The organism is Proteus sp. ZN5 (assembly GCF_011046025.1).
In the GTDB taxonomy this organism is placed as follows: domain Bacteria; phylum Pseudomonadota; class Gammaproteobacteria; order Enterobacterales; family Enterobacteriaceae; genus Proteus.
Genome location: NZ_CP047639.1, coordinates 3,487,839 through 3,512,626, shown reverse-complemented (window position 1 = coordinate 3,512,626; position 24,788 = coordinate 3,487,839). Strand labels below are relative to the sequence as shown.

The 24,788-nt window shown below is 35.7% G+C and carries 21 protein-coding genes; 17 read left to right on the top strand and 4 right to left on the bottom strand.

The window, feature by feature from the left end; translation table 11 throughout:
* Positions 1-10: 10 nt before the first annotated feature.
* The 7 genes from GTK47_RS16195 to GTK47_RS16165 all read left to right on the top strand — a co-directional run bounded on the left by GTK47_RS16195 (position 11) and on the right by GTK47_RS16165 (position 10,860).
* The gene (locus tag GTK47_RS16195) at positions 11-1,552 is read left to right on the top strand and encodes a ShlB/FhaC/HecB family hemolysin secretion/activation protein (RefSeq protein WP_165125143.1); all 1,542 of its coding nucleotides are present in this window, start codon (positions 11-13) and stop codon (positions 1,550-1,552) included.
* A gap of 15 nt (positions 1,553-1,567) precedes the next feature.
* On the top strand, positions 1,568-6,931 hold the full coding sequence (locus tag GTK47_RS16190; protein WP_165125140.1) for a DUF637 domain-containing protein: 5,364 nt from the start codon (positions 1,568-1,570) through the stop codon (positions 6,929-6,931).
* 3 nt (positions 6,932-6,934) lie between these two features.
* Positions 6,935-7,441, top strand: a complete 507-nt coding sequence (locus GTK47_RS16185; RefSeq protein ID WP_165125137.1) for a contact-dependent growth inhibition system immunity protein — start codon at positions 6,935-6,937, stop codon at positions 7,439-7,441.
* Between the two features lie 70 nt (positions 7,442-7,511).
* Positions 7,512-8,039: a hypothetical protein gene (locus GTK47_RS16180; RefSeq protein ID WP_088495952.1), complete on the top strand. Its 528-nt coding sequence runs from the start codon at positions 7,512-7,514 to the stop codon at positions 8,037-8,039.
* A 355-nt stretch (positions 8,040-8,394) separates the two neighbouring features.
* Positions 8,395-8,811, top strand: coding sequence for a hypothetical protein (locus tag GTK47_RS16175; RefSeq protein ID WP_165125134.1), 417 nt, complete (start codon positions 8,395-8,397; stop codon positions 8,809-8,811).
* A gap of 3 nt (positions 8,812-8,814) precedes the next feature.
* Positions 8,815-9,321, top strand: coding sequence for a contact-dependent growth inhibition system immunity protein (locus GTK47_RS16170; protein ID WP_165125107.1), 507 nt, complete (start codon positions 8,815-8,817; stop codon positions 9,319-9,321).
* A gap of 273 nt (positions 9,322-9,594) precedes the next feature.
* On the top strand, positions 9,595-10,860 hold the full coding sequence (locus GTK47_RS16165) for a hypothetical protein (RefSeq protein ID WP_241256114.1): 1,266 nt from the start codon (positions 9,595-9,597) through the stop codon (positions 10,858-10,860).
* Positions 10,861-10,992: 132 nt separating this feature from the next.
* Here the strand turns inward: GTK47_RS16165 and modE are convergent, their stop codons facing one another.
* Entirely contained in the window at positions 10,993-11,784 is a 792-nt protein-coding gene (modE, locus tag GTK47_RS16160; RefSeq protein WP_165125101.1) for a molybdenum-dependent transcriptional regulator, read from the bottom strand.
* A gap of 159 nt (positions 11,785-11,943) precedes the next feature.
* Between modE and GTK47_RS16155 the strand changes: the two genes are divergently transcribed.
* The gene (locus tag GTK47_RS16155; RefSeq protein WP_071788544.1) at positions 11,944-12,087 is read left to right on the top strand and encodes an AcrZ family multidrug efflux pump-associated protein; all 144 of its coding nucleotides are present in this window, start codon (positions 11,944-11,946) and stop codon (positions 12,085-12,087) included.
* A 56-nt stretch (positions 12,088-12,143) separates the two neighbouring features.
* On the opposite strand, the gene GTK47_RS16150 is transcribed toward GTK47_RS16155, so the two are convergent.
* A complete protein-coding gene (locus GTK47_RS16150) occupies positions 12,144-12,338 on the bottom strand; it encodes a hypothetical protein (RefSeq protein WP_165125098.1) in 195 nt (64 codons plus the stop codon).
* Between the two features lie 214 nt (positions 12,339-12,552).
* Here GTK47_RS16150 and modA point away from each other — a divergent pair, with 214 nt between their 5' ends.
* From modA to modC, 3 genes are read left to right on the top strand one after another with little or no spacing between them, the layout of a single operon-like run.
* A complete protein-coding gene (gene modA / locus GTK47_RS16145) occupies positions 12,553-13,323 on the top strand; it encodes a molybdate ABC transporter substrate-binding protein (protein ID WP_075672737.1) in 771 nt (256 codons plus the stop codon).
* Positions 13,324-13,340: 17 nt separating this feature from the next.
* Positions 13,341-14,033 (top strand): molybdate ABC transporter permease subunit, encoded by a 693-nt coding sequence (modB, locus tag GTK47_RS16140; protein WP_075672738.1) that lies wholly within the window; start codon positions 13,341-13,343, stop codon positions 14,031-14,033.
* Positions 14,027-15,091, top strand: coding sequence for a molybdenum ABC transporter ATP-binding protein ModC (gene modC, locus GTK47_RS16135; RefSeq protein WP_075672739.1), 1,065 nt, complete (start codon positions 14,027-14,029; stop codon positions 15,089-15,091). Before modB ends, modC begins: the two co-directional genes overlap by 7 nt.
* A gap of 79 nt (positions 15,092-15,170) precedes the next feature.
* On the opposite strand, the gene GTK47_RS16130 is transcribed toward modC, so the two are convergent.
* A complete protein-coding gene (locus tag GTK47_RS16130; protein ID WP_165125095.1) occupies positions 15,171-15,992 on the bottom strand; it encodes a pyridoxal phosphatase in 822 nt (273 codons plus the stop codon).
* 149 nt (positions 15,993-16,141) lie between these two features.
* Here GTK47_RS16130 and pgl point away from each other — a divergent pair, with 149 nt between their 5' ends.
* Entirely contained in the window at positions 16,142-17,131 is a 990-nt protein-coding gene (gene pgl / locus GTK47_RS16125) for a 6-phosphogluconolactonase (RefSeq protein WP_165125092.1), read from the top strand.
* 75 nt (positions 17,132-17,206) lie between these two features.
* Here pgl and bioA read toward each other — a convergent pair whose 3' ends face one another.
* A complete protein-coding gene (bioA, locus tag GTK47_RS16120; RefSeq protein ID WP_165125089.1) occupies positions 17,207-18,481 on the bottom strand; it encodes an adenosylmethionine--8-amino-7-oxononanoate transaminase in 1,275 nt (424 codons plus the stop codon).
* Positions 18,482-18,584: 103 nt separating this feature from the next.
* Between bioA and bioB the strand changes: the two genes are divergently transcribed.
* The 5 genes from bioB (at position 18,585) to uvrB (ending at position 24,680) form a co-directional block, all read left to right on the top strand.
* On the top strand, positions 18,585-19,622 hold the full coding sequence (gene bioB / locus GTK47_RS16115) for a biotin synthase BioB (RefSeq protein ID WP_036912109.1): 1,038 nt from the start codon (positions 18,585-18,587) through the stop codon (positions 19,620-19,622).
* Complete coding sequence (gene bioF, locus GTK47_RS16110) at positions 19,622-20,785, top strand: 8-amino-7-oxononanoate synthase (RefSeq protein ID WP_165125086.1); 1,164 nt, start codon at positions 19,622-19,624, stop codon at positions 20,783-20,785. Before bioB ends, bioF begins: the two co-directional genes overlap by 1 nt.
* Positions 20,760-21,524 carry a malonyl-ACP O-methyltransferase BioC gene (gene bioC, locus GTK47_RS16105; RefSeq protein ID WP_165125083.1) on the top strand — a complete coding sequence of 255 codons (765 nt, stop codon included), beginning with the start codon at positions 20,760-20,762 and terminating at the stop codon, positions 21,522-21,524. Before bioF ends, bioC begins: the two co-directional genes overlap by 26 nt.
* Entirely contained in the window at positions 21,517-22,200 is a 684-nt protein-coding gene (bioD, locus tag GTK47_RS16100) for a dethiobiotin synthase (protein ID WP_165125080.1), read from the top strand. Before bioC ends, bioD begins: the two co-directional genes overlap by 8 nt.
* 470 nt (positions 22,201-22,670) lie before the next feature.
* On the top strand, positions 22,671-24,680 hold the full coding sequence (gene uvrB / locus GTK47_RS16095) for an excinuclease ABC subunit UvrB (protein WP_165125077.1): 2,010 nt from the start codon (positions 22,671-22,673) through the stop codon (positions 24,678-24,680).
* Positions 24,681-24,788 lie beyond the last annotated feature (108 nt).

The following is a 24,788-nucleotide window of genomic DNA, read 5'->3' as shown; positions in this document are numbered from 1 at the left end:
TGATTTATATATGCATAAATTTAAAAACATAAACTTATTCTGTTTTATATTTTTACTCATTAGTAAGAATAGTTTTTCTTTGAATAATGAAAATGTAAACAGTAATTGCTTTCTTATTGATAAAGTTGATCTTACAGGAAGTACTCTATTAGATTATAGAAATATATCTAAAGTGATTTCACCGTATCTACAACAATGTCTAACATTAAATGATATGCAAGAGGTCGCTAAATCAATTACTAATAATTATATTAAAAAAGGTTACGTTACTTCCCAGGCTATTATACCAGAGCAAGATCTCTCTAATCATAAGTTAGTAATAAAGATTATTGAAGGCAGAATAAAAGATATTTCTATTAATGGTATTTCATCTAGATTAGTCGATATTATTTTTCCTTCCTCAAAGGGGAAAGTTTTAAATCTACGAGATTTAGAACATGGATTAGAACAGCTTAATCGGTTAACGACAGCGCAATATGCCTTGGATATTCAACCAAGCGATAGTGTGGGATATTCATCTGTAACTATTAATCGAAAAGCTAAAAAACTCCCTTTAAAGAATCGATTAACAATTGATAATTCAGGAACAGAAACAACAGGAAAGATCTTACTTACTAACACGACAACAATAGATTCTTTATTTGGCTTGGGTGAACAGTGGATTTTTTCACTAAAAACAAATACAGATTTCCCTCATGCTCACTATTCTCGTGCTTATACTGCAAGTGTGAATATCCCTTATGGCTATTGGTTTTATCAATACCAGTTATCTGATAGTAGTTCATCTTATTCCTTCCAAAATAATCACAAATATATTTATAAAAACAAAAATAAAGATCAGCAATTTGATATTAGTCGTCTAGTTTATCGAGATAATAAACAACGAATAACACTAACGGGAACGTTAAAGCATAAGAAAGCAAAAACACAGTTAGCACAACAAAAATTATTAATAAATAGTCCCACATTGACTTCTTTATCATTTAGCCCTGAATATACTTTAAGTTTACATAATGGATATTTAATCATTAATCCAACTGCTGAGTTTGGGATCTCTCTTTTTGGTGCGACACCTGATTATATTGCTGACAATTCACCTCGTAGTCATTATCGAAAATTAAGTTTAAATTTAAGCTATCAATATTTATTCACTGATCAGTTTTCCTATCTTACTTCATTTCATAGTCAATATACGCCTGATAATCTTTATGGTTCGGAAAAAATAGCAATAGATGGAATAAAAGCTGTTCGTGGATATAAAGAAATAAATTTTAATGCTAATAGTGGGTTTTATTGGCGTAATGAAATAAATATATTACCAATAACTTCATTTTTAAGTAAGTGGAATTTTATTTTTGCACTTGATTATGGTGTCGCCCATTCAGATCAATATGAAACAGAAAAGAATAAAATAATTGGAAGTGCAATAGGTGCTTCTTTTTATCATTCCACTTTTTCTTCTCAAATTTTAATTAATAAACCTGTGTTTTATCCCAAATCATTAAAGCCAGATTGCTGGTCTTTTTATTGGTCCATTTCTCTTTCTATTTAAATGTTAGGAGTTTTTATGTGTGAAAAGGATATTTCTTGGAAACAACGTTTAATAAGTTATAGCATAGCTTATGTAATTGCTATTTATCCATTACATCCAGCTTGGAGTTTAGCAATTACGCCCTCCGATAAAACGATTAAAGTCAATCAACAAAATACTGTTCCAATTATTAATATTTCAACACCTAATAATCTTGGTATTTCTCATAATAAGTTTCATTCGTTCAATGTTAGCAAGCAAGGTGTTGTACTTAATAATGCGACAACTTCTGTTAACACACAATTAGCCAAACAAGTGAATGCCAATACTCATTTAAAAGGTAGTGCTGCTCATTTAATTATTAATGAAGTGGTGGGAAATGGGCGCTCACAATTACAAGGAAAACTGGAAGTTGCAGGAGAACAAGCGAAAGTTGTTATTGCTAATCCAAATGGCATTACGTGTGATGGCTGTTCGTTTATAAATACCCCAGCAATTACGCTCACCACAGGAAAACCTCTTTTTAACCCTCAAGGCGCCTATTCGGCAATAGAAGTGAAAAAAGGCGGTGTTGTTATTGGTACGCAAGGTATAGATCTCCAAACTCAGGATTATGCCGACATTATCAGCCGTAGTATTGAATTAAATGGAAAAATTAACGCTAAAACCCTTTCTTTAATGCAAGGAAATAACCGTATTGATTTTGATAAAGGTACAGTAAATAGCATTAATGGTGAAGGCGTTAAACCTACGCTATCTATTGATACAAAAGCGTTAGGTGGAATGTATGCTAATCAAATACGTCTAGTTAGCACAGAAAAAGGTGTTGGTGTTAATTTAAGTCATATTAAAACAAACCAAAACAGTGTGAATTTAACCGTTGATGGAAAAATTACCTTTAATGGCAATATTCAATCTGATCAAGATATTAATGTTAGTAGTAAAGAACTACAAATTAATAGTAATGCAAAATTAAAAGCAAAAAGAGATATTACTTTAGCAACTAATACGCTGATTAATAATAGTGAAGTTATCTCAGAGAAAGATATGCGTTTATTCGCAGATAAACTCACGAATAAAAATGAAAAGGCACTTATTCAAGCGAAAGATAATTTATGGATACAGAGAAATGCGCAGGGTGAACCAAGCACTTTAATTGAAAATCAATCAGCCACGATAAAAACAGAAAAGGGTGATTTGATTATTAGAACTAAGAAATTGGTTAATGAATCTATAACACCTTTATTTAAAGAGATAAAACAAGAGCCTGATTCTAAACTCTCTATAAATATCGGTAATCACCTCCTCCTTCCATCTAGAAGTCCTACTGATGATTTTCTTTTAGTTATTGCATTTCCTGAGTTGAAAAATTTCTCTTATAAAAAATGGTTTGATATTTTAGATTTAAAAAATAATGGAGGAGTTAATGTAGAACGTTCATACTTTGAAAAAAGTAATAAATATGTTCCTAGTATTATTTCTTCAGGAAATAATTTATATATACAATCTAATGATTTTATTAATAACCAATCTAGAATTATTGCAGATAATAATTTAATTGCAACAGGAAGCAGTGCAAGATTATATTATTATCGTTCTGCATATCTTAATAAATGGGAACATTATTCTAATGATAATGCTCATCTTTATTATCGGGATGATATAATAAAATATAAGCTTGATGAAGCTAAATTTAATAAGGTAAGTCATTTTGTTCCTTTTGTGAAAACGGGTAGTCATTATGAATTTTCTGTAAATGATGTCTCTGATTATATAATAAAAGCAGGTAATAATTTAGTATTAGATTTTAAAAACAGTATAGATTTAGAGCGTAAACTTCCATTTACAGAAAAAGAAATAAAAAAATTCAGAGGGTTATCAGATTTTGAAAATACTATATTAGCTAAAAATATATTATTAAATGCTAATAATGTGAATGTTTCTTTAAATTTAACAGCAAACGATTCTTTATCTATTATTGCTGATAAAAGTATAAACATAAATAATTCAAAATTGCTAGCTGATGAAAATATAAGTTTGACATCGATAGATACTATAAAATTTGAGAATATAGATGTAACAGCAAAATATTTTTCTGCTATAACTAAAAAGGGAAATATTAGTCATTTATTTAATTCTACCAAATTTTATACTCTAAAAGGTATTAAATCACCATATGTTGATATTCCTGAAAAAATATATTTTAATTCTGGGAAAAATATTGATATTTCAAATGTAATAATTAATAAATCCAATGAATTAAATTTATCTGCGCTAGAAGATATTAAAATAAATCGTGATGAATCGTTTCTTTTTAATTTAGTACCTTTTATTAGAGATAGTGGGTATATTCCAGCATTTTTAATTAACATGGGGATTTTGGAAAGTAATAATATAGCTTTTACTTCAGGTAAAGATATTATTAGTCAAGGAATAAAATATCATAGTGATAAAGGAATAACCTTTAATGCAGGGCAGGATATTTTCCTTGCCTCAAAATCAATAAAAGAAGCCGATCCTTTTTTTAGTGATATTCATTATCCTCAATTACAATCTAAGTTATTTTCAGACAATAACCTTATCTTAAATGCAGCGTGTGATATTGATTTAAGTTCAACAGTATTAAATTCAAAAGATAAAGTCATTGTATTAGCAGGTAGGAATATAAAGCTGGGTGCAAATGCTTATTCTGCCATCAAAGATCCCCACGAAGATTCTCAAGATATTCAGTATAGCACAGCGGCCATTATAGGAAATAAAGGCATTTCTATTGCGTCATCAGGTGCATTAATAACAGAAGGAAGCTCACTCAAATCAGATGGTGATATTACGATATCCAGTGGTGGTAATATTCAATTGGGATCGGTAAAAACATATTTTCGTAAAGAGTCGGGTTCTAAGTTAGAAGAACTTCACAAACAAGTCAGTACTGAAATTAATAGTGGTAATAATTTAACTCTATTATCTGAAGGCAGTATTTTATTTCAGGCATCAAAATTGATTGCCAATAAAGAGATAGATATTGCTGCTAAAGGTGGATTTCTTTACGCACAAGCGATGGAGGAATCGAGTTATTACGAAGAGGAGAAGAAAAAATGTAATCCGTGGACTTTATGTACTACCAAAAAGAAATACACGAAAAAACGTCATAATAAAAATAATAAAGTTACTGATTTTATCGCTAATGGCGATATTAATTTATTTGCTAAAGATGATATTACCTTAGAAGCGAGCAAACTAGAAACAGCGAAGAATGCAAAATTAACCAGTAAAACAGGAAAAGTTAATTTTAAAGCAGTTAAAAATACAGCATTTAAGCAAGTTATTACTAATTCAAAAGATATTTATATTACTCATCGCGATCAGGGATATATAAAAGAGAGTTGGGCATTACCGACACTTTATATTGGTGGAAAACTGACTATTGATGCTCCTAAAGGAATATCTGCTGATATTAAAGCTCAAAAAGGACAATCACTAGAACAAGCATTAACAGTTTTAAGTAACACTCCAGAATATGCATGGCTTAAAGATCTTCAACATCATCAAAACGTCAATTGGAATTTAGTTAAAGATACCTATTCTGATTGGGATGATAAAACAAAACAATTAAATCCTGTTGTTGGTGCGGTTATCGCTATTGCAGTGGGAGTTGCCACTTACGGTACAGCAACCGCGGCGACTATTGGTGGAATGGCAAGTAAAGCAACCATTGCGGCGGGTGCTTCAGCAAGCGTGGCTTCAACGGCATCGGTTGCAGCACAAGCAGGTTTTGCCTCTTTAGTTTCGCAAGCGGCGGTCTCTTTAGCTGAAAACCAAGGCAACATCTCTAAAACACTTGAATCACTGGGGCGTAGCGACACGGTCAAGTCTGTGGTGACGAGTATGGTGGTTGCGGGAGCACTTCAGGGTCTTGACCAATTTATGGGTTGGGATCAGGCAATCCAAGGTGGAACATTACCTTCAACAGGCAAGTTACTTGCGACCGATAGCGCAACATGGAATCAAGTTGCACAACGCGTAGCCTCTCATTCAGTCGTCAGTTCAACATTGGGCACTGCCATTCAAGGTGGCAGTTTTATTGATAATTTTAAAACGGCGCTATTAAGCAATATTGGTAGTCAGCTTCATGCCGAAGGCGCCAATTTAATTGGTGATAATGGCGCTGTATTAGGTCATGCAGGAAAGGTTTTAAGCCATTCGGTAGTAGCAGGTGTTAGTGCAGAAATTGCAGGAGGCAGTGTTAAAGGTGCAGTTGCTGGTGCGTTGGCGGCAGAGATAGCAGCGATATCGCTCAATGATAATTTAGTTAAGACAGAACAGTGGAGAGAACAGCAAGCTCAAAGAAGCCGTCTAGTTGGTGCTTTTGCTGGCTTACTAGCAACAGGTAAAGCGGAGGGGGTTATTAGTGCTGCTAATTCAGCAGAGTTAGTAGAACGTTATAATCGACAACTTCATTTAGAAGAAACAAAAGCAATTAATAAATTAGCAAATGGAGATAAAAATAAATTAGAGCGCTTATTAGCTGCTTCTTGCCGGAAAGTTTATTGTATTGCTCAGGAATCATTAGATTCATCTGAAAGGAATTATTATGAATCATTAATGAAAAAATACCCATATACACATGTAGAAGATTCATTACTTTCAGATTATTGGATTACAAAAGAGAGAACAAGAATAGGTGGAAACTATCCACTATTTAGTGGTTATGAAAAAATTAAATTATTTACTTACACTGAAGCCGATAAATTAACAGATAGTGAAACATTTTCAAGAAATCAATGGATTGAAAATGCGAGTAAGTTTACCGGATGGGATAAAAAAACACTTGAAAACTTAACTTCAGTAATTGCAATAGGTGCGTCAATAACAAGGCGTAATGGTAATAGAATTTATGGTCCTATAAGTTTTAATGCCAATAAAACGCAGTTTATACCAATAAATGATATTTATTTTATTGACAAATCAGGAAATAAAATCACAATGAAATGGATGTATCAAGGTACAATAGTAGAGCAAGGTATGACATTTGAGAATTACATTGGTCTATCAAATAAACGACTTACGCGATTACATCTTAATGCTAAAACTTTCGACTATTATGATGCTAATACAGGTGAATATATTAGTGTAAAGACATTAAATACCCAAACAGCCTCAAGGATTAAAAATCCACAATCAATAGAAAATACATTAAATACATATATTTCAAAAATAGATAGTTATGATGGTGAAAGAAAAGGGAGCGTGAAGATTATGCCTGAACAAATAAAACAGAAAACAATAGAGCTGGGTATATCAGAAAATACGAATAAAGAACAATGGGATGTAATTAATAATTCAATTAAAAATGCATCATCAAAGAATATTAGGTTTAATATTACTGTAATTGAGGAGTAGTTAATGATTATATCGAAGGGCTATAATTTATATGCAGATATTTACTTTAATTATGATTACTATATTATAGTAACTATCTCGGGGTGCTATATCCACTTTATGGATTTAAAAAATGGATATAACGTTTTATCTAAGAATATCACTGATGATAAGTTAGGTCATTATTCAAAAGTTTCTTTAAGTAATAGTAGAAAAATAGAAAGTAACTCACAAGAATTTAATGAGATGTATAATGATAAAAAATCTTATTCAGAGTGGGTGAAAAAAATAATTAAAGAATATAGTTATAAAAATAAAAAAGCTCTATTTGAAAATATGAACTTATGTGGTTTAAGCTTTATAGGTAATGAAATTATTATTAAGCCTCAAAACCATTTACGTATGGATCATTGGGTCGGCGAGGGAATACCTGATAGTGCAATTATTACATTAAAAAGCAATTGTAGTGACGAGGTTTTAGGTGCCTCAATAAAAGAAGCATTTACACGTTGTATTAGTCGAAAAGTTTAAATGGATACTAAATAAAATCACCTTATGCCTAATTATGGGTAAGGTGATTTTTTATTATATGAATTTATCTATGAAAAATAATCAATTAATAAATTATTTACATACTGTCTATCCAGAGCTTCCTATCAACATTCATAAAATAAAGGGGTATTCTGATGATGAGATAAAAAAAATTGAACGTTTATATCGTATTAACGTAACAGAACAACTATATGATTTTCTAAGTTGTATGGGGCGTTGCAGTGGCGGTTTCTTTGGTGATTCTTCTTTGTTATTTTACCGTAATAGTTTTTCTGTCAGAGATCATGTGCAGTTTCAAATAGGTAGTTGTTCTGAACTTTGTGGCATACAAAAACACGATTTATTAAATAAGAAACCTTTCTTTTTTTCGATAGAGTCAGAAACGCAACATCTATTTTTATTAACTTATTCAGATAATCCAAATAAAGTCTATCAGTATGATGAAAATGAAGAAGTGATAAAAAATACTCATTGGGATTTTAATGGTTATCTAAAATATTTAATTGATAAATCAACAAAAAAGAATATAAATAACATTTTAAAATATGATTTTATTGGTGAATTGATTGAAATTTAATGATATGAAATTATATGGTTTAAATGGGTGCTAAATAAAATCACCTTATTCTAATTGTGGGTAAGGTGATTTTTTATCATATGTCTAAATAAAAATATAATTATATTATCTGGTTTTATTTTTAATAAAACTAATTATGTTAATAATTAATAAAGGATAGTAGTAATTACCTGAACTTTATATTGGCGGAAAGTTAACAATTAATCCTCCTAAAAGGAATATTTGCTGGTATTAAAGCTAAAAAAGAACAATCACTAGAAGAATTTATGGTCCTATAAGTTTTAATGCCAATAAAACGCAGTTTATACCAATAAATGATATTTATTTTATTGACAAATCAGGAAATAAAATCACAATGAAATGGATGTATCAAGGCACAATAGCTGAGCAAGGAATGACATTTGAGAATTACATTGGTCTATCAAATAAACGACTTACGCGATTACATCTTAATGCTAAAACTTTCGACTATTATGATGCTAATACAGATGAATATATTAGTGTAAAGACATTAAATACCCAAACGGCCTCAAGGATTAAAAATCCAAAATCAATAGAAAACACATTAAATACATATATCTCAACTATAGATAAATATTCGGGAGAAAGAAGGGGAAGAGCTGAGATTTTACCAAGTGATGTTAAATCAAAAACTCTAGAACTAGGTGTTCCTGCAAGAACAACCAAAGAACAATGGGATGCAATAAATAATTCTATCAAAAATGCATCTTCAAAAAACATTAAGATTAATATTACAATAGTCGAGGAGTAAATAGTGTCTATATCAAAAAAAAATAATTCAAGAGCAAATATCTATTTTAACAATGATTATTATATTATAATAACCCTTTCAAAAAGTGGTATTTATTTGATGGATTTTAAAAAAGGTTATAAGGTTTTATCCAAAGATCCACTTGATGCTGATTTGGGTTTTTTTACAAGAAATGCATTAATCCAAAGCGAAATATTAGATGCTAATTCATCTGAATATCATGAAATGCGTAATGATGAAAAATCATATTCTGAATGGATAAAGAAAATAATTAAAGAGTATGATTATAAAAATAAAACGACACTATTCAAAAATATGAACTTATGTAGTGTAAATGTGACTGATGGTATCATATCTATTATTCCTTATGATCACTTACGATTGGATAATTGGATTGGTAAAAGCATACCTAACAACGCAATTATTACATTAAAAAGCAATTGTAGTGACGAGGTTTTAGGTACCTCAATAAAAGAGGCATTTACGCGTTGTATTAGTCGGAAAGTTTAAATGTATTATTTCTACTGATATTACTAAATAATTATTCTAAGAAATAGAACTAATTAGTATTAGAAATATATAGTTATTTTCTGCCATATTAAATATAAAAAATAATCAATCAGTGAAGGGATATATATGTACAGCCTGCGTTTTTTAATTATTTTATTTTTATTTTTACCTTATTTGCTATTTTCTTTTGTTTATGCAACGGATAAGCCTTTATTGATAAATAATGAAATTAATCCATTGTCTATAGTTAGGAGCCATGATCGTGTGAATTACATGGTGTCATTCACGGATAATAATGGAGAAAAAACTCAACATTGGCATTCTGTTGATTGTAAGCAGAACACGGCTCAGTTTTTATATAAGGATGTATTGAATGAAGATGGGCTAACCAAAGCTCGTTATTACGGTAATAATTATTTTCGCTATGCACCAGCTCAAGATAATAAGCTGATGGCATCAGAGAATATTCGTATGATCTGTCAATTTCCAATAAAAGAAGCGCTATGGGAAAAATTATCTGACACATCTATGAGTGGTATAACGGATCTTGTTGATATTAATAGTATTCAGCATATTGGCGACATATTATCAGTACGTACAGGATATGACTTTGCAGAAACCATCTGGGAACCTCCTTATGATGCACCTCTTGAGCTAAAGATTGAGCACTATTTATATAATTGTAAAACTCATCAGGGCGACGCTGTAGTTGCAATGAACTTAGATCGTGAAGGGTACGTTACTGATTCGCTGATCACTGATGATATTATTCGTCGTAAAGATAATTTCAAAATAGATCTTAAAATGAGACAACTTTTCAATCAATTATGTCAGTTACCAGAAGGAAAAAAGTTCACTGCCGAAGGACACTTTGTACCTGCTATTAATAAGCCTGCATCAACATTGATGAGGCTAACAATGCCTGATTTAAGTAACAATAACCCATACTGGTTTAATAAATTCCCACTTTCTACGGCAATTAGTAATAAAACTCAATCATTGGTAAAACCATTGGCTCTTCCTCATTTTAAACAGATCAGTTATACCATGGTAAACGAGTACGCTAAGATTAATGTACAACTGGTTGCACAACCAGATGGCTATATACGTAAGCTAGAAGATTATGGTATCTGGACAGTACAACGTTTAACACTGGCTAATCAATTACAATTAAAGTTTGCCATGTCTATTAGCCATGATGTTTCAGTGCTCCGTAAGTTGCAGACAGATCTGAGATTCCCATTAGTAGTTGGTCAACAATATCAAGCACAGTGGGAAAGCATTGATTCCAAAAAAGAAGTAATAGCTTCATCAATACGTTGTAATGTGATAAGCGAGGGAGATGCACGTAGCATAGCATCTGAGTTTAGTGGAAAATATCTGTTAGTTCAGTGTCACGAAACTCATCAAGGTCAATTGAAAATCAGTAGCAAACAAGCTTGGTTACAAGACTTTAATGTTTTTGTTCCTGTTATCATACAATTAGGCGATAGACCTGAAAGTTCAGTCAAGCTGGAAAACGTTAACATCATACGTTAATTAGAAGCTTATTAGAATAAAATTGATTTATGTAAATGTTATTCCTAATTAAAAACCATCACTTAATATTATTGTTAAAATAATAACTAAGTGATGGTTTTATTTTTTATTTAAAAGTAATCATATTAATGATTAACACAGTGTTGCGACAATTACCTGATCAGCATTAAATAAAGCGGTTACGCTGTCATTAATATGTAGTTTTTGCTCTTTAACATGCTGATTAGAACATGTGGCACAAACTTCTTGTCCACCTTCTAATGTCACCACTAATTCGCTGTTTTCACTACCTGTCTCAATTTGAGTGAGTGTGCCTGAAAGCGCATTGTCATATTGCTGTGTTAAAGAAGTTCCTTTTTCAATATTGACCCAAGGTGCCTTAATTAAAATCAGTACTTCTTTATCTTTTTTAAGCCCTAGGCGATCAGCGCTTTTCTCTGTTAAAGCAGCACGAATGATCGTTTTTCTATCTGCAAGTTGCACATTAACATGCTGTTGAACTTGCAGGTTATCACGCTCAATAATCGTACCAAAAAATTGGTTTCTAGCGCTGGTTTGTAATGAAAAACGAGAAATAGCCGCTAAAAGACTATCCAGAGGGAGTGAATCATCTTTCAATACATCAAAGGCTTTTTGCTGAATTTGACCGAGCAGATCGTAAAGTTGAAGTAAGCGCTCACAATAATGTGTGAGAGTTGCACCACCGCCACCTTTACCGCCTGTTGCTCTATCAACAAGAAGTTCGTCCGCGAGTTGATTCATTTCATTAATGGCATCCCAAGCACTTTTATAACTAATGCCCGCCATTTTTGCCCCTTGGCTAATTGAACCTGTCGCCTTGATCTGTTTTAACAATGCAACACGACGAGGATCGGCAAAGAGCTTATCTTGAAGTTTAAGAGTTAATAATATTTCTGCTTGCATAATGATAGGCTTCTTCTTTTTTTGTGTGTTTATCGCATTTTTTGTGCCGACACAAAGCGATAATTCTCTAGAATATATACATCTATAGCGTTATTATTCGTCATTCGTGAAGAAATGCCAACTCTGGCTTTCCGAATATACCATGATAAAGAGGTTATCATGCTTGAATTATTGAAAAGTTTAGGGTTTGCTCTCTTGATGGTACCTGTTGTAATGGTACTGATTATGGGCATCATTTATGGTTTAGGTGAAGTGTTTAACTTGATTTCACCAAGTCAGCCAAAAGCAGACAAAAAATCATAATTTCTCCCTCCCTGATTTAGAACAGCCCTTTATTTTGTAGAGGGCTGTTTTTTTATCTACGCGTACTTGCCATACTTCAAGCCACAGCGTTGTTGACTGTGTTCATTCGCACTAGCCACATACTCATGATACTCGTCATACTTCAAGCCACAGCGTTGTTGACTGTGTTCATTCGCACTAGCCACATACTCATGATACTCGTCATACTTCAAGCCACAGCGTTGTTGACTGCGTTCATTCGCACTAGTCACATACTTGTGTATGTTCCTAGCGACTCATTCACTTGCCGCCTAGCTGTGACTTGAATTATTTAGAGTATATAAATTTATTTATCTCCATTTTCTGTTTCTTTTTAATGGTTATATTTATTGATATATAACCAGTTTCTAATATCTAATCCTTTCATTTTACGCTATATCTTGGTATATACAGCGTGTCATCCTTTAATTTAAGTGGAATTAGAACATGAAAAAATTATCAGGCAAGTTACTTGCTGGCGCAGTTATCTCTTTTGCTTTAGTAAGCCAAAGTTTTGCATCGGAAAAAGTAACGGTATTTGCTGCCGCTTCTCTTACCAATGCTCTTAATGAAATTTCGGCACAATATAAGCAAGAAAAGCAAACTGAAGTTGTTGCATCTTATGCATCTTCTTCAACGCTGGCTCGCCAAATTGAACAAGGCGCACCTGCAAATCTGTTTATTTCAGCAGACCAGCAGTGGATGGACTACGCAATCGATAAAAATTTAATGGTTGCAGATTCACGTCATACACTATTAGGTAATGATTTAGTACTCATTGCCCCTAAAGATAGTAAATTAAATGACGTTGTTATTAATAAGGAAACCAAATGGAAATCCTTACTTAATGGCGGAAAACTAGCTGTTGGCGATCCGGACCATGTGCCTGTTGGTATCTATGCAAAAGAATCATTAGAATATTTAGGTGCATGGGATACAGTAAGCCCAGATATGGCGCGTACTAATAACGTGCGTAGCGGTATGGCGCTGGTCGAACGTGATGAAGCACCATTAGGTATCGTATACGGTTCTGATGCGGTTGCGAGTGATAAAGTGAAAGTGGTCGGCGTATTCCCAGCTGATAGCCACAAACCTGTTGAGTATCCAATGGCAGTTGTAAAAGGTCAGGACAATAAAGCAGTTCGTGATTTTTATGACTATCTGAAAACACCTCAAGCCGCAGAAATCTTTAAGAAATACGGCTTTAGCCCACTGTAGGAATTATACTTTTGGAGATGTTAAGTGAATACGAATGGCAAGCCATCATACTAAGCCTTAAGGTATCGACTATTGCAGTTATTATTAGTCTACCTTTTGGTATTTTTATGGCTTGGCTTTTAGTTAGGGTACGTTTTCCCGGTAAATCATTGCTTGATAGCATTATTCATTTACCTTTAGTTCTACCTCCTGTTGTGGTTGGTTATCTTTTACTGATCAGTATGGGGAGACGTGGATTTATTGGTGAATGGTTGTATGACTGGTTTGGTTTTAGCTTTACCTTTAGTTGGCGAGGCGCAGCACTTGCATCTGCAGTTGTTGCATTTCCATTGATGGTTAGAGCGATCAGATTAGCATTAGAAGCTGTCGATCAACGTATGGAACAAGCGGCGAGAACCTTAGGGGCATCACCGATACGTGTCTTTTTTACCATAACGTTACCTTTGTCTATGCCAGGGATCATCGCAGGGATTGTGTTGGCATTTGCGCGCTCATTGGGAGAATTTGGCGCAACAATCACTTTCGTCTCCAATATTCCGGGGGAAACAAGAACGATCCCTCTAGCAATGTATACCTTAATAGAAACACCGGGTGCGGAAATGGATGCCGCCCGTTTATGTGTTATTGCAATTATTTTGGCGCTCGTCTCTTTAATGGCTTCAGAGTGGCTAACTCGTTGGGGTCGTAAAAGATTGGGGGGCGTATGCTAGAGATGAATTTTAAACAGACGCTAGGATCACTGCGTCTGGAAGTCAATACTGAACTACCAACAGAAAGTATTACCGCCGTCTTTGGTTTATCCGGAGCCGGTAAAACCTCATTGATTAATGTGATTGGCGGCTTAACCAAGCCAGATTCAGGACGGATTGTATTAAATAATCACACACTGGTTGATACTGAAAAGAAAATTTATCTGCCACCTGAAAAACGCAAAGTGGGTTATGTATTCCAAGATGCACGACTATTTCCTCATTACACAGTAAAAGGAAATCTGCTTTACGGTATGTCCCCAACAATGAAAGTGCAATTTGATCGCATCATTCATTTGTTAGGTATCGAACATTTACTCCCACGTTTTCCGATAACATTATCAGGTGGCGAAAAACAGCGCGTTGCCATAGGACGAGCGTTATTAACAGCGCCTGATATTATGTTGATGGATGAGCCTTTAGCATCGCTTGATTTACCGCGTAAACGTGAGTTACTGCCATATTTAGAAAAGCTCTCACAAGATGTACAAATTCCTATTTTGTATGTGAGTCATAGCCTTGATGAAATTATTCGACTTGCAGATAACGTCATTGTGATGGATGCAGGGAAAATTAAGGCAACAGGTAAGCTGGAAGATGTATGGGCAAGCAGTGCATTACGTCCTTGGTTACAAAAAGAGACACTCAGCAGTATCGCGAATGTGATGGTGGTAGAACACCATAGCCATTACGATATGACAGCAACGGCTTTCGGTAACCAAGTGCTGTGGTTGCCTCAAATTGAGGCTAAAATTGGTCGTGATGTGCGTGTTCGTATCGATGCTTCTGATGTATCACTGACTACCACTCGTCCATCAAATAGCAGTATTCGTAATATTTTGCATATGAAAGTGGTTGAAACCATTAAAAATGATGGCCAAGTTGATGTGAAACTTGTCAATGATGGTAATTATTTATGGGCGAGGATCACGCCTTGGGCAAAAGATGAATTAAATATTCAAGAAGGGCAATGGCTTTATGCGCAAATAAAGAGCATTTCGCTAAGTCGCCATCTTTGAGTTATCAATTGTATTTGTCGAGAAAAAGACCTCATCTTAAATGAGGTCTTTTTCTTTGGGGCGAGGTAAAAAAAGAGGACTAAGACAGAATATATTTATGAATAGTCTCAGCAATACCCGGCTGTGAATTCACCTTAGTGACCATTTTAGCGCGAGCTTTCACTTCATCTGAAGCATTACCCATTGCAACACCTAAACCCACATGTTCTAACATGCTAAGGTCATTAAAATTATCACCAAAAGCAATAACATCGCTCATATTCATGCCATTCGCTTCAACCCAACGTTGTAGACGACGACCTTTGCTGTTGCCTTTTTTAGCGATATCAACTTGATCAACCCAAGACCATTCGCATTCTAAACCGACTTGTTGCTCAATTTTTTCAACTAAAGCGCGTAACTCATCGTGATCCGGCGTTGTTGTCGCAATTTTCCAAATGGCATTAACATCATGCATAGCTTTATAAAAATCATCGACTTTGATTAAATTTGGACGCTGTGAAGTAGGCAATGTTTCTGACCATTTCAAAGTACGTTGTACAGGGGCTGATAGTTGGTCATACATCATTGCATCATCAGCATAAACTAAGTGATGTACATCTGTTTGTTTAACGAGATCTAATACTGCGCTGGTTTCTTGAGTGGTTAATGGATCGGATTCCAGTACCTTTTTACCAATATAGTCATAAAGGTAAGTTCCATTGCAGCAAATCGCAGGGGTATCAAGATCAAGTGCTTGATAGAATGGATGAATAGCAACATGATGACGACCTGTTACAATTAAGACTTTAACACCTGCTTTTCTTGCAAGATTGAGTGCTTCTAAAGATTCTGGCAGGATACGTTTTTGGTCATCAAGCAGTGTGCCATCAAGATCCAAAGCAATAACGCGATATGACATAAATAAGCCCCTTGATAGTATTAAGATGCAATGTCGTTGATGGTACACGTTAACCAATAAAAGATAAACTAGCTTAATCGTGACAGGTTATCGTTAGTTATTCTATTATTCTTTATAAATCAATGGGTAATCTGTTTTAAGGAGAAGGGATGAAACAGGTAGTCTACATAGCAAGTCCAGAGAGCCAGCAAATCCATGTTTATGCATTAAACACGGAAGGTGAAATGGATTTATTGCAGGTTGTTGAGGTTGCAGGACAAGTACAACCGATGATTGCAAGTGCAGATGGAAAATACCTTTATGTAGGTATTCGTCCTCATTTTAGTGTGGTGACATTTGCGATTGCTGTCGATGGTCAATTAGAGCAAAAGGCTATCACTTCCATTCCAAGTACTCCTGTTCATTTATGTTTGGATAAAACAGGGCGTTTCTTATTTGTTCCGTCTTATCACCAAGGCAATTTGGCTGTTTTACCGATTAATGAGAAAGGTATTCCTCAATCACCAATTCAAATTATTGAAGGCTTAAATAAGCCTCACTCATCCAATATCGATTGGAATAATAAACAACTGATTGTTCCTTGCTTAGGTGAAGATCATATTCGTTTATTTAATTTATCAGAAGACGGTCATTTAGCAGAAGCGGGCACTGAAGAGCTGACAACTGCACAAAATGCAGGCCCTCGTCATATGGCATTTCATCCTAATGGAGATGTGTTTTATTGCCTTAATGAATTAGATGCGACAATCAATGTTTATCGTCGTATGGGGGATTTATATCGCTTAATGCAAACGCTTGATATTGTGCCTGAAACATTTAACAGTACTCGTTGGGCATCAGATATTCATATCACACCAGATGGTCGTTTTCTTTATGCCAGCGAGCGCTCTGAAAGCTTTATTTGTGCGATGGCAATTTCAGAGGCAGGCGATTATCTGCAACCTGTGGGTTATTATCCAACGCAAACACAGCCTCGCGGTTTTAATCTTGATAACACTGGAAGTTACCTAATTTCTTGTGGTCAAAAATCAGATTTTGCTTCTGTTTCTCGTATTGATAAACACACTGGCGCATTAACTAAATTAGCGTGTTATCCAGTAGGAAAAGGCGCAATGTGGGTTACCGTCGTGACGAAATAACTGTCACAGTATAAAAATTACTGTGAACCTCTAGCAGAATATTGCCTTGCTAGAGGTTTATTTTTTATGAAAGATTTATGAGAGACTAACTACTTTTTCAATAGCTTGAGTGAGTTTAGTGAGGCTTACTGGTGGCATAATAAACGGTGGCATAATATAAATAAGCTTGCCAAAAGGCCTGATCCAAACTCCTTCATCAACAAAGATTTTTTGTAATTTTGCCATATTGACGGGTTCGTTCATTTCGACCACACCAATCGCACCTAAAATCCGTACATCTTTGACACTTTTAGCCTGTTTTAACGGTAATAGCTCGCGTTTTAGTTGTTTTTCAATTTCTGCAACTTGGTTTATCCAATCACCTTTAGCTAATAGAGATAAACTGGCATCAGCAACGGCACAAGCCAGAGGATTCCCCATATAAGTAGGGCCATGCATAAAGCATCCTGCATCACCTTGGCTGATGGTTTCGGCAATATGACGCGTAGTTAAGGTGGCAGATAAGGTCATATATCCACCTGTTAATGCTTTACCTACACACATAATATCAGGAGAAATTCCAGCGTGTTCACAGGCAAAAAGCTTACCTGTTCGGCCAAAACCAGTGGCTATTTCATCTGCAATTAATAACACATCAAATTCATTACACAGGGCTCTTGCGTGTTTTAAATATTCAGGATGATAAATTCGCATTCCACCCGCACCTTGAACAATCGGTTCAAGCATTACGGCAGCAATTTCTTGATGATGTTGCTCTAACGTTGTACGTAATGAGTGGATGTCAGCTGGATCCCACTCTTCATAAAAACCTGTTTTTGGTGCATCCACAAAGAGATGATTAGGCAAGTAACCTTTGTACAGACTGTGCATGGAATTATCCGGATCACACACTGACATCGCGCCAAAGGTATCACCATGATAGCCCTGTTTTAGCGCCACAATACGCTGACGTTTTTCACCTTTAGCCTGCCAATATTGCAATGCCATTTTCAGCGCGACTTCAACAGCAACCGAACCTGAATCTGCCAGAAATATGCACTCAAGAGGCTCTGGTGTTATCGTCAATAATTTACGACAAAGTGATACTGCAGGGGGATGAGTAATGCCACCAAACATAACATGAGACATATTGTTTAGTTGTGTGGTAACCGCATCATTAAGTTCAGGGTGATTATATCCATGAATTGCAGCCCACCATGAAGACATTCCATCAATCAATTTTCTACCATCAGCCAAGACCAACTCAATGCCTTTTGCACTGACGATAGGGTAAGCAGGTAACGGATTACTCATCGAAGTGTATGGATGCCAAATATGGCGTAAATCAAAAGCGATATCTTCAGGTGTCATTATATTTTTCACTTAATCATGTAAACCAAAGGTGATCAATTTTAGTTGACATGATAACCCTATTATTTAAACTGGCAATCACTTTTAAAAAGGAGATTGCATTGTGAGCGCACTAAAACGTTGGACACTAAAAGAAGCCAGAGCACTGTTTGATATGCCATTTTTAGATTTGGTTTTTCAGGCACAACAAGTTCACCGTCAACATTTTGACCCTTCACAAATCCAAGTGAGTACTTTGCTTTCCATTAAAACGGGGGCTTGTCCTGAAGATTGTAAGTATTGTGCCCAAAGCGCGCGGTATAAAACGGGATTAGAAAAAGAGCGCTTAATGGAAGTGCAGCAAGTAATTGAATCTGCAAAGAAAGCTAAAGCTGCTGGTTCAACTCGTTTTTGTATGGGGGCAGCATGGAAAAACCCACATGAACGCGATATGCCTTACCTTGAGCAAATGGTAAAAGAAGTTAAAGCGCTGGGTATGGAAACCTGTATGACACTCGGCAAGTTAGATGATTCACAAGCCAACCGCTTAGCAGATGCGGGGCTAGATTTTTATAACCATAACCTTGATACCTCACCTGAATTTTACGGCAGTATTGTGACAACGCGTACCTATCAAGATCGCTTAGATACGCTTGATAAAGTACGTAATGCTGGCATTAAAGTATGCTCTGGCGGGATTTTAGGATTAGGTGAGGAAGTTAAAGATAGGGCTGCAATGTTAGTGCAATTAGCCAATTTGCCACAGCCTCCTGAAAGTGTGCCAATCAATATGCTTGCCAAAATAAAAGGGACACCACTTGCAGATAACGAAGATGTCGATCCTTTTGATTTTATTCGCACTATCGCCGTTGCCCGTATCATGATGCCACGCTCTTATGTGCGTCTTTCTGCTGGACGTGAGCAAATGAGTGAACAAACACAAGCATTCTGCTTTATGGCTGGCGCTAACTCTATTTTCTATGGTTGTAAATTATTAACGACAACGAATCCAACCGAAGACAAAGATCACCAGTTATTCCGTAAATTAGGCTTAAACCCTGAACGATTAGCAGTATCTATGGGGGACAATCAGCAAGAAGAAGCTTTGATGCAAGCTGTTGCCAATAAAGACACAGAACAATTTTATAACGCGGCACTGTAATGAGCTGGCAAACCTATTTAGATGAACAACTTAATGCGCGTAGAAATACGCCATTATGGCGAAAACGCAAAGTGATCAAACAAGCGGATGGGCGTTTTTTGATCACCATTTCAGATAAAAAATACCTTAATTTTTCAGGCAATGATTATTTAGGCATCAGCCAGCATGCAGACGTTATTAAAGCATGGCAACAAGGTGCTGATGAATATGGTGTAGGTAGCGGTGGATCAGGGCATATCACAGGATTTACACAAGCTCATTCGCAGTTAGAACAGCACCTTGCAGATTGGTTAGGCTACGACAATGCGCTGTTATTTTCATCCGGTTACAGTGCTAATCAAGGTGTCATTTCGGCATTACTTGAAAAAGATGATGCGATTATTGCAGATAAACTTTGCCATGCTTCACTAATGGAAGCCGCAGTATTATCACCCGCGACATTATGGCGATTTTTACATAATTCTCCTGACTCTTTATCTCAACGACTAAATAAAACGTCAGCTAATAAAACCTTTGTGGTAACAGAAGGGGTATTTAGTATGGATGGAGATAAAGCACCATTAAGAGAAATAGCAACAATAAGCCAAAAACATCATGCATGGTTAATGGTTGATGATGCGCATGGTATTGGTGTTTTAGGTAAAGAAGGCCGAGGCAGTTGTGATGAAGCAGGGATTAAACCGGAAATATTAGTAGTCACTTTTGGTAAAGCGTTTGGTGTTAGTGGGGCGGCTGTGCTTTGTAATAAGCCAACCGCTGAGTTTTTTGAACAATATGCTCGTCATCTTATTTACAGTACATCAATGCCACCAGCGCAAGCTATAGCCTTAAACTCTGCTCTGAATGTTATTAAGCAAGCGGATAATGAGCGAGAATATCTTCAACAATTAATAAATACTTTTCGCCAAGGTGTCGTTTCACTTCCGGTTAAATTATTACCTTCAAAGACGGCGATTCAGCCATTAATTATTGGTGATGAACAATTGTGCCAAACACTTTCAGATTATCTGCAATCTAAAGGACTTTGGGTAAAAGCAATTTTCCCACCCACAGTACCTCCTCAAAGTGCACGTTTACGAATAACGTTAACTACTCGCCATCATCTTTCAGATATTAAGCTGTTAATCGAGACGCTTCATGCTTTCTTCAGTCAAAACAGATAAACAACGTATAGCTCAAACCTTTGGTAAAGCCGCTGTTCATTACGATAATCACGCCAATATTCAGCGCTATAGTGGCAATAAATTAATGGATTTAGCACGTCATGATAGTGGCAATATTGTGTTAGATGCTGGATGTGGAACAGGATATTTCAGCCAAAAATGGAAACAGCAAGGCAAGTTTGTTATTGCACTGGATTTGTCTCACTCCATGCTACAAGTGGCAAAACAACAACAGCGAGCTGATGGTTACTTACAAAGTGATATCGAGCATTGCGCGATTGCACCACAAAGTGTGGATATTGTATTTAGTAATTTAGCGATGCAATGGTGTGAGGATTTATCTGGCGCGATTAAAACATTAATGAATACAGTCAATGTAAAAGGTGCACTTTATTTCTCAACACTTACTACGTTGACATTGCAAGAAGTTAGAGATGCTTGGCAATCTCTTGATAAACACCCTCATGTAAATCCTTTTTTATCGCTTCAAGATATTGAGAAAGCGTGTCGTGGTTTTCATTGTCAATTTTCTACTGAAACAGTCACAGAACAATACGACTCATTACATGCACTTTTTGCTTCTTTGAAGGGCGTTGGCGCTAATTTTGTGCAAGGTGATCGACAAAAAGGGTTAATGACAAGACAAAAATTCCGTGCACTAGAAAATGTGTGGAAAACAGAATCAGGTAAATATTTACTTACCTATCAAATTGTTATAGGAAAAATATCACATGGCTAAGACATGGTTTTTAACAGGTACAGATACAGAAGTAGGTAAAACCGTGGTAAGTAGTGCTCTATTACAATGTGCGGCGCATCAAGGGTATCAAACTGCGGGCTATAAACCTGTTGCATCAGGAAGTGAGTGGCTAAATGAAGGCTTACGTAATTCAGATGCACTTACACTACAAAAATTCAGTACAGTAAAGTTAGATTATCAGCGTGTTAATCCTTACTGTTTTGAAACGCCTACATCACCACATATTGTCAGTCAAAAAATGAGCCAGCCTATTGATTTTGAGGTGATGTCAGAAGGGTTGTCTTACTTAAAGCAGCAAGCTGAATGGGTTTTAGTCGAAGGGGCTGGTGGTTGGTTTACACCATTATCAGAAAACCAATTTTTCTCTGATTGGGTTATCAATGAAAAGTTACCTGTTATTTTGACTGTAGGTGTTAAATTGGGTTGCATTAATCATGCGTTATTAACGCAACAGGCAATTATTCAGTCTGGTTTAACATTGTCGGGTTGGGTTGCGAATGAAGTTGAGCCAGCAGGGCGATATCAGAAAGAGTATCTAGCAACATTAAAACAGCATATTAAAGCGCCATTCTTAGGCAAAATACCCTATTTAAACGAAGTAAAAGAGCATGATTTTACTCCTTACCTCGATCTTTCTTGTTTAAAACTAAGTTGATAGGCCGTTATTAAGTAAATTATAAAAGTCTATTTTTTATACCAATAAAAAAATAAAAAAAATAAATTTCGCCAATTTTGAGGGATATTTTAAGGTAGAAAAAAAGACGTAACCTACCGAGAGATAACAACTTTGTGTAGTTATCCACTATTCCTGTGGATAACCTTGTGTATTACCATTATAAAAATACTCTGAATAGAGAGAATACAAGGCATTGCTAAAGATTGGCGTTATTCTCAACTTTTATTTTTAATTCTTATATATCAATTAATTAAATAAAATCAATAGAGCGAATGGTGTCAGTGTGTCTCTTTGAATAATTCACAAAAAAGGGGGTTGCTTTTTGAAAAAATTCCAGTTCCAAAACTGGGGATAACTTATGCTAATTATTCAGACAAATTTTATGAGATAGAGATTGAAGCTGGATTTTTATCCAGTATCATAAGGAGTGTCAGCGAGGAGAAGAAAATATGAGCAAAGATTTTAAACTGCATTCTGAATTTAAACCGGGTGGTGATCAACCTGCTGCTATTGCCTCACTTTGTGAAGGATTAGATGATGGTCTTGCTCATCAAACTCTTTTAGGGGTAACTGGCTCAGGAAAAACCTTTACGATTGCCAATGTGATAGCCAATCTAAATCGCCCGACTATGGTGTTAGCGCCAAATAAAACATTGGCAGCACAGCTTTATAGTGAAATGAAAGAATTCTTCCCTGAAAATGCAGTGGAATACTTTGTTTCTTATTATGATTATTATCAGCCTGAAGCGTATGTTCCAAGCTCTGATACCTTTATTGAAAAAGATGCTTCTGTTAACGAACATATCGAACAAATGCGTCTATCAGCCACTAAAGCCTTGCTAGAACGTAAAGACGTTATTGTTGTGTCATCGGTTTCTGCTATCTACGGTTTGGGTGATCCTGATAGCTATTTAAAAATGATGCTTCATTTAACGAATGGCATGATAATCGACCAACGTGCCATTTTACGTCGCCTTGCTGATTTACAATATACTCGCAACGATCAAGCCTTCCAGCGCGGTACATTTCGTGTTCGTGGTGAAGTGATAGACATCTTTCCTGCTGAATCTGATGATTATGCATTACGTGTTGAGCTATTTGATGAAGAAGTTGAACGTCTTTCACTGTTTGACCCTTTAACGGGGCAAATTCACTACAATGTGCCCCGTTTTACCGTTTATCCTAAAACGCACTATGTCACCCCGCGTGAACGTATTCTTGAAGCGATGGAAGAAATCAAAAAAGAACTCGCAGAAAGACGCAAAGTGCTTTTAGCTAACGATAAACTGGTAGAAGAGCAACGCGTGACACAGCGTACTCAATTTGATCTCGAAATGATGAACGAGCTGGGATATTGCTCCGGTATCGAAAACTATTCCCGTTATTTGTCAGGTAGAGGTCCCGGTGAGCCACCTCCAACTTTGTTTGATTACCTTCCTGCTAACGGTTTATTAGTGATTGATGAATCACACGTTACTATTCCTCAAATTGGTGGAATGTATAAAGGCGACCGTTCACGTAAAGAAACCTTAGTTGAATATGGCTTCCGTTTACCTTCCGCGCTTGATAACCGCCCATTACGTTTTGAAGAGTTTGAGGCATTAGCACCACAAACAATTTATGTTTCAGCAACGCCGGGTAAATATGAGCTTGAAAAATCGGGTGATGAAATTGTTGAGCAAGTTGTAAGGCCAACAGGCTTACTTGATCCTATTGTCGAAGTGCGGCCAGTTGGCACGCAAGTTGATGATTTACTTTCTGAAATTCGTATTCGTGCAGCAAAAAACGAACGTGTATTGGTGACAACTCTGACAAAACGAATGGCTGAAGACTTAACGGAATATCTTGAAGAGCATGGCGAACGTGTTCGCTATTTACACTCTGATATTGATACTGTTGAACGTGTCGAAATTATTCGTGATTTGCGCCTAGGTGAGTTTGATGTCTTAGTAGGTATCAACTTACTTCGAGAAGGTTTGGATATGCCGGAAGTCTCTTTGGTGGCGATTTTGGACGCTGACAAAGAGGGCTTCTTACGTTCAGAGCGTTCCTTGATTCAGACAATTGGTCGTGCCGCTCGTAACCTAGAAGGTAAAGCGATTTTATATGGCGATAAAATTACTGATTCAATGGCGAGAGCTATAAGTGAAACAGAACGCCGTCGTGAGAAACAACAACAATTTAACCTTGAACATGGCATTGTGCCTAAAGGGTTAAATAAGAAAGTGGGTGATATCCTTAAGATTGGTCAGCCTTCTCAAGGACGTAATAAGAAGGGGCATAAAGCAACGGATATTCATGAAAATTATCCATTGTTGTCGACGGCTGAATTGGAAAAAGAGATCCAACGTTTAGAAGCTGAAATGTATCAATATGCAAAAGATCTTGAATTTGAGAAAGCAGCGAGCACTCGTGATAAGTTGCAAGCATTACGCGCTCAATTTATTGCTAACTCTTGATCAGAGAAATTAAGCTCACAAATTGATAAAGGGATATCCGTATTTTACAGGGATTATCCCTTTTTATCTTCTATCTTCCATTTTTTGCCTTGTTTGATATTCCCTTAA